At 64.4% G+C, this 15,307-nt stretch carries 8 protein-coding genes; 6 read left to right on the plus strand and 2 right to left on the minus strand.

Annotation, left to right across the window (positions count from 1 at the left end; all coding sequences use genetic code 11):
• Positions 1 to 16 precede the first annotated feature (16 nt).
• The 6 genes from BUA05_RS07160 (at position 17) to BUA05_RS07185 (ending at position 12,479) form a co-directional block, all read left to right on the plus strand.
• Entirely contained in the window at positions 17 to 2,074 is a 2,058-nt protein-coding gene (locus BUA05_RS07160; protein WP_072673981.1) for an adenylate/guanylate cyclase domain-containing protein, read from the plus strand.
• Positions 2,061 to 2,807: a hypothetical protein gene (locus BUA05_RS07165; RefSeq protein ID WP_072673982.1), complete on the plus strand. Its 747-nt coding sequence runs from the start codon at positions 2,061 to 2,063 to the stop codon at positions 2,805 to 2,807. The genes BUA05_RS07160 and BUA05_RS07165 overlap by 14 nt, the downstream gene beginning before the upstream one ends.
• A gap of 335 nt (positions 2,808 to 3,142) precedes the next feature.
• On the plus strand, positions 3,143 to 4,528 hold the full coding sequence (locus BUA05_RS07170) for a multiheme c-type cytochrome (RefSeq protein WP_072673983.1): 1,386 nt from the start codon (positions 3,143 to 3,145) through the stop codon (positions 4,526 to 4,528).
• A 2-nt stretch (positions 4,529 to 4,530) separates the two neighbouring features.
• Positions 4,531 to 6,480 carry a heme-binding protein gene (locus BUA05_RS07175; protein ID WP_072673984.1) on the plus strand — a complete coding sequence of 650 codons (1,950 nt, stop codon included), beginning with the start codon at positions 4,531 to 4,533 and terminating at the stop codon, positions 6,478 to 6,480.
• A gap of 33 nt (positions 6,481 to 6,513) precedes the next feature.
• Complete coding sequence (locus BUA05_RS07180; RefSeq protein ID WP_425429516.1) at positions 6,514 to 8,352, plus strand: hypothetical protein; 1,839 nt, start codon at positions 6,514 to 6,516, stop codon at positions 8,350 to 8,352.
• Entirely contained in the window at positions 8,352 to 12,479 is a 4,128-nt protein-coding gene (locus BUA05_RS07185) for a hypothetical protein (protein WP_072673985.1), read from the plus strand. Before BUA05_RS07180 ends, BUA05_RS07185 begins: the two co-directional genes overlap by 1 nt.
• A 147-nt stretch (positions 12,480 to 12,626) precedes the next feature.
• Here the strand turns inward: BUA05_RS07185 and BUA05_RS07190 are convergent, their stop codons facing one another.
• Both BUA05_RS07190 and BUA05_RS07195 read right to left on the minus strand, forming a co-directional pair.
• Positions 12,627 to 13,508, minus strand: coding sequence for a metallophosphoesterase (locus BUA05_RS07190; RefSeq protein ID WP_084662514.1), 882 nt, complete (start codon positions 13,506 to 13,508; stop codon positions 12,627 to 12,629).
• A gap of 2 nt (positions 13,509 to 13,510) precedes the next feature.
• The gene (locus tag BUA05_RS07195) at positions 13,511 to 15,304 is read right to left on the minus strand and encodes a cytochrome c3 family protein (protein WP_072673986.1); all 1,794 of its coding nucleotides are present in this window, start codon (positions 15,302 to 15,304) and stop codon (positions 13,511 to 13,513) included.
• Positions 15,305 to 15,307: the final 3 nt, after the last annotated feature.

The following is a 15,307-nucleotide window of genomic DNA, read 5'->3' on the forward strand; positions in this document are numbered from 1 at the left end:
TCGCGGGGCGCGGATAATGGAGCAATCGCCGGGCCGGGCCCCTTCGTCATTCGGCTGGCTGCGGCGCGGTTGGCGCAACGTGCGCGAAGCGGGCGGGGTGCAGCTCGCCGCGACCCTGATCGTGCTGCTTCTGGCACTGTTCATCGCCCGCTTCAGCTGGGTGCTTCCCGGCGGTGAGGAGCCGACCCCGCTGACCAGCGAGGCGGAACGCGCGCTTTATGACCTGCGCGCCTATTATGCGGCCGATCTGGTTGAACAGGACGAACGCATCGTGCTGTTGGTCTATACTGATCAGACGCTGATCAATGCCCGCAAACGCTCCCCGCTCGACCGCGGGATGCTGGCCCGTGCGCTTGCCAATCTTGATGGCATGGGCGCCAAGGCCATCGGCATCGATATCCTGTTCGACCAGCCGCAGGACGAGGATGATGCGCTGATCGAAACCCTGCGCGCGATGCAGACTCCTGTCGCGATCGCCTATGCCAACCAGGAGACCAACAAGGACGACATCGTCTACGAGCAGCAGGAATATCTTGAAGAATTTCAGGCCCGGCTCGAAGGCACCAGCGCGCATCCGGCCAGCATCCGGCTCGACAATACCTTCGGGGCGACACGCATCTGGCCGAGCATTGTTGCGCAGCTGCCACCGCTGCTGGGGCGGGCGATGCTGGAGGATGCAGGCGAGGCCTCGCCGGCCTTTGCCGGATATGAAGGCGCGATCGATTATCGTCGGCCCAAGTTCATCGATGCCCCGCTGTTTGCGGCGCTCCAGATCGATCTGCTGGCCGATCCCGACCCCGAGGTGCTGCCCTTTCTGGCCGATCAGTTTGCCGGCAAATATGTGCTGATCGGCGGCGATATCGTCGATTACGACCGGGTCGAGACCTCCTTTACCTCGATCAACGGCGATGTTCCGGCCGGGATCGCGGTGCATGCCGAGATTATCGCCCAGATGCTGGATGGCCGCTATCTCGCGCCCATTCCTTCGTGGGTGCTGTGGGCCTTGGCGTTGCTGGTGGTGGTGACTGCGGCGCTGACCGCGCTGCTCGAATGGCCCGCGCGCCGGCTTGCGCCCTTTCTGGTGGTGCTGTTTGTGACCTTCATCGGCATTCCGGTGCTGCTGCAAGTGCGCAATGTCGATACCTATGGCCTGCCGGCGGTCGGCTGGCTGGTGGGCTGGATCATTGCCTTTACCGCGGTCACGGCTGCGGCGCGCGCCTCGGGGGCGGTGCAGCGCAATTTTGCCACCAGCGCGCTCGGCAAATATATCCCGCGCGATATTGCCCAGGCGATCATCGACAAGCCCGAACTGCTGTCGCTTGGGGGCGAAAAGCGCGAAATCTTCGTGCTGTTCAGCGATCTCGAAGGCTTCACCAAGATGAGCCACGCGATTGCTCCGGAAATGGTGGCCAGGCTGCTGAACCGCTATCTCGATCTGCTCAGCCAGGTGGTGCTGGATCATGGCGGGGTGATCGACAAGTTCGTGGGCGATGCGGTGGTCGCCTTCTGGGGCGCGCCGATCAGCCGCCCGGATGATGGCACCCGCGCCGCCAAGGCGGGTTATGCGCTGTGGCAGGCGGGCGAGGATTTCCGGCGCGAAGTCGCGGCGATGGATGCCAGCCTGCCCAAGATCGGCAAGACCCGCGTCGGCCTGCATTACGGCGAGGCGGTGATCGGCAATTTCGGCGGCGCCACCCGCATCCAGTATACGGCCTTGGGCGATTCGATGAACACCGCGGCCCGGCTTGAGGCGGCCAACAAGGCGCTTGAATCCAGCGTGATGGCAAGCCGCGAATTCGCCGAGGCTTCGGGGCTTGCATGGTGGCGGCAGATGGGCCGGGTGCAATTGCGCGGCCGGGCACGGGCGGTCGACCTGTTCGAGCCCGCGCCGCAATTCCCGGATGCCGATCGCACGGTTCTGGCCGAGGCTTGCGCGCTGGCCGCCAGCGACCGTGCAACAGCGCTCCGGCTGGCGCAGCAGGTTGCTGGTCGTCATCCGGATGATTCAGCGTTACGTAATCTGGTAGAGCGGATGCAGGAAATGGACGAGGGAGGAACTTATGTTCTCGGCTAAAATGAAACAGATGATGACGGCGCTGGCTTTGGGCTGCGCGGCGCTGGCGCTGCCGGCGGCGGCGATGGCGGGGGTCGTGGTCAAATCCACCGGCCCGTCGTCGACCAAGTATCCGGTCGGCACCAAGGTCGGTGATGATGCGACGATCACCCTGAAGGCGGGCGACGTGGTGACGGTGCTGACCGCCGAAGGAACGCGGGTGATCAGGGGGGCGGGCACGTTCCGGGTCGGTGACCGGCCACAGGTCGCCTCCGATCGCTTCGCCTCGCTCACCCGCAAGCGCGCCGCCACCCGGGTGCGCACCGGGGCCGTGCGCGGCGAACAGGACGAGGCGGTGACCAACCCCAGCCTGTGGTATGTCGATATCACCCGGTCGGGCACGATCTGCCTCTACGACCTTGCCACCGTGCGGCTGTGGCGTCCCGGCACCGAGGGCACCGCGACCTACCGCATCAGCGCCCATGGCGAAACCGAGGCCAAGGCCGAAGTCACCTTTGACGATACGGTCACGGTCGCCGCGCTTGATCCGGCACGCATGCCGGTGGCCGAAGGCGGGCATTACATGGTCACCGGCCCGGATGGCAGCGCCAGTGCGGAACTGAACTTCGTGCTGCTGGCCGAGGATTACGAACAGCCCGATGCTTTGGCCGAGGCGCTGATTTCCAAGGGCTGTTCGGTCCAGCTTGAAGCACTGGCCAGCACGCTGGCGGCTTCGGCGGAGGCTGCCAGCTGATCCGGGCGGGTTGAATTTGCAGTATCGGGCCGGTCACAGACTGGTTCGATCTGCCTCGCATCCACGATGCGCGGGTTGATCCGGTCTGAGCGTTCACCCGTATTGATCTGCGTATGATGGTGGCACAAGCGGCACAAGCGCCAAAAACGGTGTATTGCCTGTTGCATCCCCGCCCCAAGATTGGGACAAGGGTGCCGGGTCGGAATCAAGGGGGGAGTCGGTGCTCGGGGACATTTCCTGACGCGGCTCTACAATCGCAGGCGCGGGTGACTTGCTAGCCTCGCCGTGGCTTTTCAGTTTGCGGCAAGTGCGGGAAGGCATCTCGGGGGGATGGGATGACGGGAGTTCTGGCGAAACTGGTCGCTGGCCTTAATCGGAGGCCGCAACTCGCACGTCTGCTCGCAGTGATCGGCCTTGCGGCGCTTTACCCGGCATCGGGCGCGATCGGAAATCCTGTCTTTGAAGGTGTCGCCAGCTGCGCGGGATCGACCTGCCATGGCCGCGCAGAAGGCAATGGCGCCGTGGTGCGGCAGGATGAAATCGCGACATGGCAGGAACCTTCTTCGCCCGGCGGAGCGCATTCGCGCGCCTATGCCGTTCTTGCAGGCCGCCGGGGTCAGCAGATTGCCGCCAGCCTCGGGCTGGGCAATGCAGCGCAGGCCCCCGCCTGCCTTGGTTGCCATTCCACCTATGCTCCGCCCGCCTTGCGCGGGGCGAAATTCACTCTCAGCGACGGGGTCGGCTGCGAAAGCTGCCACGGCGCGTCCGGTGGCAGCTGGCTGGCGGAACATTATGCGCTGCCCGCGACCCATGCCTCGAACGTGGCGGCGGGCCTGATCCCGCTCGATAATCCCAAGACGCGCGCCAATGTCTGCCTTGATTGCCACTATGGCTCGGACAAGCCGGGGCAGTTTGTGACCCACGCGATGATGGCGGCGGGCCATCCGCGCGTCTCGTTCGAGCTTGACCTGTTCAGCGCGCTGCAGCAGCACCATGATCTGGATGCCGACTATGCCCAGCGCAAGGGCAACCCCAGTTCGGTGCGTTTCTGGGCAGTGGGGCAGGCCGAGGCGGTGCGCCGCGCAACCGGGCTGTTCGCCCAGCCCAAATTTGCGATGGAAGGCGCGTTTCCGCAATTCTATTTCTACGATTGTCATTCGTGCCACCGCACCATCAGTGATGGACCGGCGCGCAAGCTGACCTTCGAGACCAATCCTGCGCGCCCGATCCCGTTCGGCAACCCGCCTTTCAATGACGAGAACATCATCATGCTTTCGGCAGTGGCGGGCGCGCTGGTGCCGGGCGAGGCCGGGGCGTTTCAGGCCGCTTCGCGCGATTTCCACCGCGCCATGGGCACATCGCCAGGCGAGGCACGCGCCGCTGCGCAGGCGCTCAGCCTCCGCGCAGGCCGGCTGTCCGATGCGCTGTCGGGCCGCGGCTATGCCAACGCCGATGCCTTCAAGATCATCGGTGTGATCGCGGGCGCGGCGACCACACCCCGTTTTACCGATTACGCGGGTTCGGTGCAGGCCGTGATGGCGGTGGACACGCTGCTGAATGCACTGGTGCGCGAAGGCCGGGTGACACGCGGTGCGGCTGCGGGCATCCGCGCCGACATCGCCCGTGCCTACAAGGCGGTGGATGAGCCCAATGCCTACCGCCCCGCGGAATTTCGCTCCGCGCTGAAATCGGCTGCTGGCGCGATCGGCAGGCTGCAATAGTCATGTGGCGGGGGACAACATCCTGGGTAACAGCGGGCGCGCTGCTGCTGGCCGCCTGCGGGGGCGATGACAGCCCGTCCAGCAATGGAGGCGCAACCGGGGGCGGGCCGCCGCCTCCCCCGCCGCCGCCACCAGCGGGCAGTGTCTATGCGGTTCCTCTTGCTGAAAGCCTGAGCGCGGCCGATGTCGGCACGGTGGTCGCCCGGGCCGCTGCCGAGGCCAATGCCCGCAATGCTGCCGCGACCATCGCGGTGACCGACCGGGTCGGCAATGTCCTTGCGGTTTTCGCCATGCCCGGCGCGGCGCCGACCGCGACGATTGTGGGCGCACCCAATGGCGATGATATCGACGTGCAGGGGCTGACCATCCCCAGCGCCGGGGCGGCCATCGCCAAGGCTATCACCGGTGCTTACCTGTCGAGTGGAGGCAATGCCTTTTCCAGCCGCACGGCCAGCATGATCGTGCAGGAACATTTCCCCCCTGCACCGACCACCGCAGGGCTGGAAAGCGGGCCTTTGTTCGGGGTGCAGTTCAGCCAGTTGCCGTGCAGCGACCTTTCCGCTCGCGCCAGCGACGGGCTGATCGGGCCGAAGCGTTCGCCGCTGGGCCTTGCGGCTGATCCGGGCGGTTTTCCGCTTTATCGCAATGGCGTGGTGGTCGGCGGCGTGGGCGTAATCGCGGACGGGGTTTATGGCCTCGATCTCAATGTCCTCGACCGTGACAATGATCTTGACGAGGCGATTGCGCTGGCGGGCACTGTGGGCCTTGAGGCACCGGTGAGCATCCGCGCCGACCGCATCACCGCCGATGGCACGAGCCTGCGCTATACCGATATCGAATACCCGCAGATCGGCAATGTCGCAGGCGCGAGCTTTGTCGGGACGGCGGGCGCGCTGGTACCGGTGGCAGGATATTACAGCGGCGCGGGCCTGCTGGCGGGCAGCGCCTATGGCAGCGAGGCTTCGGGCATCCGACCTTCGACCGCAGCCGAATTTTCGATCCGCGATGCCTTTGTCCTGTCCAATGGCGCAGGGGGCAACCGCTTCCCGGTGCGCGGCGGGACTGACGCAGGCGATGTGGCCGCGCCGATCACAGCGGCCGAAGCGCGCGTGATCCTTGAAGAAGCCTTCACCGTGATGAGCCGTGCGCGGGCGCAGATCCGTCAGCCATTGGACAGCCGGGCGCAGGTGACGATCAGCCTTGTCGATACGCGCGGACGGGTGCTGGGGATCGTGCGTTCGCCCGATGCGCCGATCTTTGGCATCGACGTGTCCTTGCAGAAGGCACGCACCGCCAATTTCTTCTCCGGCGCCTTTGCCGCGAATGAATTGCTCACCGCGCCGGGCGAGGTGCCCGAATTTGTAGCGCGGGTACGGGCTTTCGTTGGCGACCCGAATGCGCTGACGGGCGCCTTTGCCTATTCCGACCGCGCGGGCGGAAACCTGTCGCGGCCCTATTTCCCCGATGGCGAGGTGGGCCAGCCGCACGGGCCGCTGTCGCGCCCGATTGCGCAGTTCAATCCCTTCTCGACCGGGTTGCAAAGCGCGCTGGTGCTGGGCAATCTCGCGCAGCATCTGGGCTTTGTCACCGGGGCGAGCGGGACGGATACCCCGCGCAATTGCACCGGCCTGCCGCAGATCACTCCGGGTGCGACGCGGCTGGATAATGGCATCCAGATTTTCCCCGGCTCGGTGCCGGTCTATCGCAATGGTGCAGTGGTGGGCGCCATCGGCGTGTCGGGCGACGGGATCGATCAGGACGACATGATCAGCTTTCTCGGCCTGCACAATGCCGGCGTGCGGGCTGGCGGTATCGGCAATGCGCCCAAGGATATCCGCGCCGATCGGATCGTGGTGCAGGTCGGCAGCCGGCAGGTGCGGCTGCGCTATGTCAATTGCCCCTTCGCTCCGTTCCTTGATACCGCGGCGCAGAACGTGTGCGAGGGGCTGTAGCGGATGGCCGTACTGCTTCCCGCGATGCTGCTGATGCAGGCATCCCCGCCGCCGCCGGAGGAGATGGCGCCGCCGATCGCGCCGCCCGGTGAACAGGCGCGCGAAGAAGCGCAGCCGCCGTGGCAGGAGGATATTGCCCCGGTCGATCCCGAGCTGATCGAAGGGCGAACCCGGCCCGGTTACACCGCCCCGCTGCCTGACCGCATCGAGCAGGAAAACCAAGGCGCAATCCGTGCGCCGCCGCCGCAGGCCTTCCCCACCGACCAATTGCCGATCCCTGATCGCTGGCGGCTGATCGAAAGCCTTGGGCTGGTGCGCGAAAGCCTGCTCGATCCCTATAACCAGAACACCTACAAGGGTGACCGGCCGATCAATCCGGACAAGGTGCCGTGGCTGCCGATCAAGGGCGATGACTGGTTCTTCGTCGCCAACCTGATCAGCGATTCCGTGTACGAGCCGCGCACCTTCCCGATCCCGGTCGGCGTCCAGACCACCGAGGACCCTGACCGGCTCGACGTGTTCGGCAATGATTTCAGCCAGGTGCTCAGCCAGACCTTCATCGCCGGGTTCGCGCTGCTGAAAGGTTCGACGACCTTCAAGCCGCCGACGGTCGAATACCGCGTCACGCTGGCCTACAACGTCAATTACGTCGATGTGCCCGAACGCCGCGTGCTGTTTGTCGAGCCTTCGCGCGATTCAGAGCGGCTCGACCATTTCCTCGGGGTGCAGGAAGCTTTCGTTGATTACCACTTCAGCGAATTCGACAATGACCGGTTCGACTTCATCTCGATCCGGGCGGGCATCCAGCCGTTCCAGTCGGATTTCCGCGGGTTCCTGTTCAATGATCAGCAATTGGGCGTGCGCCTGTTCGGGTCGCGCGACAATAACCGTTTCCAGTTCAACCTCGGCGCGTTCTGGCGGCTGGAGAAGGATACCAATTCGGGCCTCAACGCGATCCTGCGGTCCCCCCGCGACGATTTCGTGTTCGTCGCCAATGCCTATCGTCAGGATTTCCTGATTCCGGCGCTGACCAGCCAGATCACCGTGGTTTACAACATGAACCGCGAGGCTGACGATATCCAGATCGACACCAATGGTTTTCCGGTGCGCCCGGCGCTGCTCGGCACGCTGAGGGGCCGCGAATATGATGTGGTCTATCTCGGCTACAACGTCGATGGCCGGGTGGGCCGGGTCAACCTGACGGGGTCTTTCTACTGGGCGCTGGGGGAGGATAGGAACTCTTTCTTCACCGACCGTCCGGCCAACATCAACGCGCAATTCGCCGCGGTCGAAGCCAGCTATGACAAGGACTGGATGCGGTTCCGCCTGTCGGGCGCATATGCCAGCGGGGATTCCGATCCCTATGACGATACCGAAGGCGGGTTTGACGCGATCTTTGAAAACCCGATCTTTGCGGGCGCGGACACATCCTACTGGATCCGCCAGACCATCCCCTTTGCCGGCGGCGGGCGCGCGGTTGCGGTGAACGGGCGCAACGGCATCCTCAATTCCCTGCGTTCGTCAAAGGAACAGGGACAGTCGAACTTCAACAACCCCGGCCTGATGCTGCTGGGCGCGGGCGCGGATTTCGACCTGACGCCGGAGTTTCGCCTGTCCGCCAATGCAAACCATCTGTGGTTCGAGAACACCGCGACCCTGCAAGTGCTCCGCAACGAAGGCTCGATCCCGCGCGAGATCGGCTTTGACCTGTCGGCAGCGGCGATCTGGCGGCCCAAGGCAACCCAGAATATCGTGTTTCGCCTGTCCGCCGCGACGCTGGTGGCGGGCGATGGCTTCCGCAACCTGTTCGACAATCTGGGACGCGAACAGAAATTCTATTCCATCCTGGCTAACTTGGTGCTGACCTACTGATGCTGATTTTTGGCCGCCCGCTGTTCCGTCATCTTGCGCTTCTGCTGTCGGCGCTGATCCTTGGCGTTGTCCTGTTCGTGGGCGACACCATGGCTGCGGACAAGGAAAAGCCGGTCAAGCGTGATTACAGCCGCGTCATCGCAGCCCCTGCGCCGCAGCGGCAATCGGTCGCGGAAATGAACGCCAAGTCGGAAGGCTGCAACACCTGCCACGTCACCACCGATGCGCCGACCATGCATGTGTCGAGCGCGGTGCGGCTGGGCTGCACCGATTGCCACGGCGGCGATGCCGAAGTGCGCGGCAATGCCGATCTTCCGCATGACCACCCCGATTATGTCGCCGCGCGCGACCGGGCGCATGTGCTGCCCAAGTACCCGGATAGCTGGCATTTCCCGTCCTCGGCCAATCCCAAGCGTTCCTATGCCCTGCTCAACAAGGAAGCGCCCGAATTCGTCAAATTCGTGAACCCGTCGGATTACCGCGTGGCCCGCGAGGCCTGCGGGTCGTGCCACATTCAGGCGATCGAGGCGTCCGAACGTTCGATCATGGCAACCGGCGCGATGCTGTGGGGCGGGGCGAGTTACAATAACGGGATTCTGCCGTACAAGAACTACCTCTTGGGCGAGGCCTATACGCGGCTGGGCGAGGCGGCCAAGATCACCTCTCCGGGCGCGGGGCCGGGGGGCAAGCTATCGGAAGACCAGATCGCGCGCGGCGTGATTGCGGAGATGTATCCGCTGCCCACATGGCACGTGATCCCGCCGGGCGATGTGTTCCGCGTGTTCGAACGCGGCGGGCGCACGATCAATTCGCAGTTCCCGGAAATCGGCATCCCCAATCCCACCGGGCAGATCCAGCGGCTGGAGGAACCGGGGCGGCCTGACCTGAAGCAGTCGAACCGTGGCCCCGGCACGGGTCTGCGCGTGGCGATCCCGGCGCTCAACATCCACAAGACGCGCCTCAACGATCCCTTCACCTGGTTCATGGGCACCAACGATCAGCCGGGTGATTACCGTCATTCGGGCTGCGCCAGTTGCCACGTGATCTACGCCAATGACCGCGAGCCGCGCCATTCGCTGATCTATGCGCAATATGGGCGCGACGGGCAGACGATCACCACCGACCCCACCATCGCTGGCAAGATCGAGCATGCGGCGGGCTATGGCGAGAAAAAGGCCAAGGGCGGCTCGCACGGCGCGGTCAAGGAGCCGGGGCATGACGATCATGACAGGGGCGGCGAAGCGGGCAAACGCGAAGACGATGGCCTCACCATCAATGGCAAGCTGAAGGAAAAGGGCCACCCGCTCCAGCACGTCTTCACCCGCGCCATCCCCACCAGCCAGTGCATGAACTGCCACATGCACCAGCCCAATATCTTCCTCAATTCCTACCTCGGCTACACCATGTGGGATTACGAATCCGATGCGCCCGCGATGTGGCCGAAGGAACAGAAATACCCCACCGCCGCCGAAGTGCGCGCCGTGACCGACCGCAACCCCGAAGGCGCAGCGCCGCGTGGGAAGTGGGCCGATCTCGATTTCCTGCGCAATGTCTATGATTTGAACGAAGACCTTAAAGACACCCAGTTCGCCGATTATCACGGCCATGGCTGGAATTTCCGCGCGATCTTCAAACGTGACCGCGCAGGCAATCTGCTCGATGCCGAGGGCAATATCGTCGATGCCGACGATCCGGAGAAATGGCGCCGCGAAGGCGAGGGCAAGTTCGTGCAGCCCGGCACCAATCCGGGCAAGGCGGTGCACCTGATGAGCATCCACGCCGAAGTCGGGATGCAATGCGCCGATTGCCATTACGAACAGGACAGCCACGGCAATGGTCTCATCTATGCCGAAGTGGCCAACGCGATCGAGATCGGTTGCAAGGACTGCCACGGCACGCCCGATGCCTATCCGACGCTGAAGACCAGCGGCCCGGCCGCGCCGCCCGAAGGCCACAACATGGCCCTGCTGCGCAATCCCGATGGCCAGCGCCGGTTCGAATGGATCGAGGGCGAAGATGGACGCCGCAAGCTGATTCAGCGTTCGATCGTCGATCCGAAACTCCAGTGGGAGGTGAGCCTCGTCAAGGACTCGGTCGATCCTGCGACCCCGGTGTTCAACGCCAAGGCGGCGCGGGCCAAGCTGGTCAGCCGTTACGGGGCGGAAACCGGCAATTTCGAATTCGGCACCGGGATTGCCGAAGGCGACCGTGCCCACCGCGATCCGGAAATGGCGTGTTTCACCTGCCACCTTTCATGGACCACAAGCTGCGGCGGGTGCCACCTTCCGATCGAGGCGAACTGGAAAACCAAGAGCCACCGCTACGAAGGCGGCGAAACGCGCAATTTCGCGACCTACAACCCGCAGGTCGCGCGTGACCAGATGTTCCAGCTGGGCAAGCACCAGACTACCAAGGGCAGCCAGGTCGCTCCGGTGCGCTCGTCCTCGGCGCTGGTCCTGTCATCAACCAACATCAACCGCGAACGCATCTATGTGCAGCAGCCGCCGATTTCGGCGATCGGATTCTCCAGTCAAGCCTTCGCGCCCCACTTCCCGCATACGGTGAGGAAGACCGAGACCAAGACCTGTTCCGACTGCCACCTGTCGGCCAAGGATGATAACAACGCGATCATGGCGCAGCTGCTGCTGCTCGGCACCAATTACGTCAACTTTGTCGGGATGCATGCGTGGACCGGACTGGAAGGCGGGTTCCAGGCCATCCGCGTGACCGAATATGACGAACCGCAGGCGGTGATCGGCTCCTACCTCCACCGCTACGCCTACCCCGATTACTGGAACCTGCATGTCGAGCAGAACGGGCGCGAGTTGAAGAACTGGGTGCGGGGCAAGACCTTCGACAAGAACCTGTCGGGCGAGACCCATCCGTTCGAGGAATTCGTCAATGTGCATGAAGGCACGCCGGGGCAGGTCGGCTGTCTGCAACTGCGCGGCGAATACATGTTCGTGGCCGAAGGCAAGGGCGGGTTCACGGCCTATGACGTCGCCTCCATCGCCAACAAGGGCACATCGGAACGCATCCTCAAGGGACCCTTTTCGCCGCTTGGGCATGACACCAACGTCAAGACCACCAACGCCACCTGCATGGCGCTGGCGACCAACCAGCCGATCGCGCCGACCCGCAACACGCCGGAAATGCGCGAGATGAATCAGGAGCAGGCCTTCTTGCCGGTCTACAACTACGCCGTGGTGACCGATGCGGTGGAGGGCCTGATCCTTGTCAACGTCAACACGCTGGCCGACGGCGAATTCCGCAACAACAAACTGAAGCGCAAAACCTTTGCCGATGGCGCGGATGCGTGGAACCCGGGCGGGGTGCTGGACGGCGCGCGGCACGTGCATCTGGCGGGCGAGGTTGCCTATATCACCGCAGCGAAAGGCCTGGTGGTGGTTGATCTCGCCGATCCCGATACGCCGAAACTGGCCGCCGTGCGCGAGCTGGCCGATGCCCGGGCGAGCGCGATCCAGTTCCGCTATCTCTGGGTATCCGACGCCGACGGGGTCAAGCTGTTCGATGTCACTGACCTGCGCAATCCGCTTCCCGTGCCTGAGGCCACCGTGCCGCTGGCCGATGCACGGCGCATCTATATCGCGCGCACCTATGCCTATGTCGCGGCCAAGGCCGAAGGGCTGGTGATCCTCGACGTCACGAACCCGACAAGCCCGCGCATTTTTCAGAAGGTGACGCTTGGCGGTACGCTGAACGATGTCGAGGATGTGATGGTCGGAACCACCAACGCCTCGCTGATCGGCTATGTCGCCGATGGGCGCAACGGGATGAAGGTGCTGCAACTCACCAGCCCTGAAAGCCAGCGCAATTTCTACGGCTTCAGTCCCACCCCGGTGCCCGAGATGATCGCCTGGGCAAAGACGCCAAGCCCCGCGATCGCGCTGTCCAAGGGCATCGACCGCGACCGCGCGGTGGACGAGACCGGCGGGCAGATGGCGGTGTTCGGCAGGCTTGGCTCGCGGCCCTTTACCCGGCCCGAGATGGAGCGATTGTTCATGACCCGCAGCGGCGTGCCGTGGAAGGTCTCGGACGAGGTCGATATGAAGGGCTGGGTGGGGATTGCGCCCGTCGGACCGATCAGGGCGGCGGCGCGTAAGTAAACTTCACAATCAGCGGCAGGCACCAAATCGGTCCGCCAACGGATGGGCCGCAAGCGCGACCGTGCGCCCGCAGGCGCTTGAACCCGGAGGGTTTGAAGCAGCGCCGAGGACTGCACGTCGGAGGACGTGCAGCAGACAGAAAAGCCTCTAATCCCGCTCGGCGAACATGCCCTGGATCATCGGCTGCAGGCCTGCGTGAAAGCGTGCCAGCACCTGCCAGTCGCCCACGTGTTCATAATGCGAGACCAGCCGGGTCCCGTCCCAGCGGTGCAGGGCATAGGTCGGCGGTTCGGTGGTGATGAGTTCGCGATTGTCGGGCACGTGCTTGTCGATCGGCGTCAGATCCATCGCCACCAGCGGCGCGACCGAAGGCGTTACCCCAAGCGGGATCCCGGCAAAGCGGGTGGTGATCTGGCGGTGCAGGTGCCCGCAATGGATCGCCTGCACCTGATGCTGGCCCGTCAGCACGTCGCGCAACCGCATGATCCACGGCTCGTCCGGAGCCGGGTCCATCCAGTCGATCCCGGCCACTATCGGCGGGTGGTGCATGAAAATCAGGGTTGGCTGATCGGGCGCTTCGGCAAGCCGATCAGCCAGCCAGCGCGCGCGCGCCTCGCAAAAGGCACCGCCGTGGCGGCCATCTTCGAGGGTATCGAGACAGATGACGCGCAGGCCCAGCCGCGTCTCGATCACGAAATGGAGGAAGCCGCCATCGGCAGGCACGACCTGGGGGAAGGCCCCCAGCAACCCATCGCGGCTGTCATGATTGCCCACCATCGGGATGATCGGGAAGGGGCAATCCTTCAGCAAGACCGCGGTCTTGGCAAAGCTTTCCGCATCGCCGTGATCGGTGATGTCGCCCGACAGCACCAGCATGTCAGGGACATTGGGGCCGGTCATCAGCCGTTCCAGCGTGGCGCGAAAGCGGGTGAGGTTGAGCTCCTCAGGGCTATCATCAGGGGCGAAGCCGACATGAATGTCGGTCATCTGTGCAATCAGCACGGTGTTGGAAGGTGCGACCCGATCCATCCTTAGGGTTTAGCAAGCCCGAGGATCGCTGCAATACTTGTTTTCGCAGGCCCTGGCGCCGGGCTGTAATGGGGCTCCTTGCCTTCGGACGACCACTGGCCCGAAGGCACGTGATAGGAATGGCACATGGCGCAGGAGGAGGGGACGATTGTTTTCGTCTTCACCGCCGTCGCGCCCAGATGACAATCGCGGCAGCTCTTGAGATCGGGGATCAGCAGGTCGGTGGCCGCCTTGGATGTGTCGGCGGCGTGGCAATCGGTGCATTCCTCCTTCTTGTGCGCCTCGTGGCTGAAATAGCCGCTGGTGAGGAAACGGTCGGGCAGGTTGACCGGCATCAGATCGGGCCGCCCCTGTTTGACGGTCGGCAAGTGGCATTCGGTGCAGATGCCGCCCTGTGACAACGCATTCGACAGCCCGATGAAGCTGCGCACCGGTCGCCCGAATTCGGCCGCATAGGCACCGCCTTGCGCAAACTGGCCAGGCCGTGCGCGTCGCGGGGCAAGGGCCGGGCGCGGGCCGGAATTGATGCGCGCAAGGTCTTGGGCAAGGTCTTTCACATCGCCGTGGCGCAGCTTGCTGAAGCCGCCGCCCGTGGTGCGATCAGATACCAGCGAGTGACAGCTTTCGCAGGCGTCCTCCATCCTGACCTCCTTGAAGGAGACCTTGTCGGCGGTGAGCGTGTGGCAATCCTTGCATTCGAGCGGCTGGCCGTAATCGGGCAAGGACAGCGCCATGCGCGCCGCGCCGCCGCGCGCATCCATGTGCACATCATGTGGGAACTTGAGGCCGGAGCGTTCGACCGGCTTGCTATCCAGCGAGGCGCGCACCGGTTTGGCCGCACCGAAGCTGGCGTAGAACGCCGGGCGGAACTGCGGGTGTTCCTTGCCGAAATCATGTGCATCGGCGAGCGCGGTGTCGGTCAGCCGCGTATCGAGCGCATCGTGGCAATCGGAACAGAAGGCTTCGCTCGCGGGTTTCTGGCGCAGCGGGCCTTCGTGTTCAGAATGGCACGACACGCAGCCCAGCGGGCCTTCCTTGCCCAGCGTTTCGGCGATCTGCCATTGCAAGGCATCGCCGGTCGAAAGCGGCGGCATGCCCGCGGCAAGGCGCGGCTTGCGGGCGTGATCGCCCAGTTCCTCGTGACAGGTGAGGCAGGTTTCGTCCTGCACGCTGACAAACGGGGTGACGTGACAGCTTTCACAATTGTCTTCGAGCTTGTGGTGCTTGAGCGACAACTCCCCCGCCGACCATGCGGCATCCATCAGCACCTGCCCGGGCATGTCGCTCTTGGGATCATTCTTGACCGGGGTGCGCAGCAGGTGGCTTGCCACCGGCACCATCAGCAGCACCAGCATGATCGCGCCTGCGAAGATCCAGCTCATCGCCCGTTTTGACGGCAGCACGCTGGCAAGCGCGAAACCGCGCCGCGCATCGCCTTTCCCCTCGTCGGCGGCGACCTGCCTGATCGTGATCGCGATATTCCCGTTACCCTCGCGTGCGATGTCCAGCCGCGCCGCGCCCAGCGCGATCTCGCCCCCGGTGCGCGGATCGATCACGCCGTGGGTGACGGTGCGCCCGTCCAGCCCGAAGCCCAGAGTGCCAAGCGCATTGACCGCGAGCGTGCCGTCGGATTGGCGGCCGATCCGCACATGGCGCTGTTCGACCGCGAGATCGGGCAAGTGAATGTCGTTTTCCGCCGCGCGGCCAATGGTCAGCGCGTCTTGCTCGACCACCCGGTCGCGGATGATTTCGCGCCCGGCGGCGGTGAAATCGATGGTGCGGATCAGGAATGTCATGCT

The sequence above is a fragment of the Erythrobacter sanguineus genome, from assembly GCF_900143235.1.
GTDB classification, from domain to species: Bacteria; Pseudomonadota; Alphaproteobacteria; order Sphingomonadales; family Sphingomonadaceae; genus Erythrobacter; species Erythrobacter sanguineus.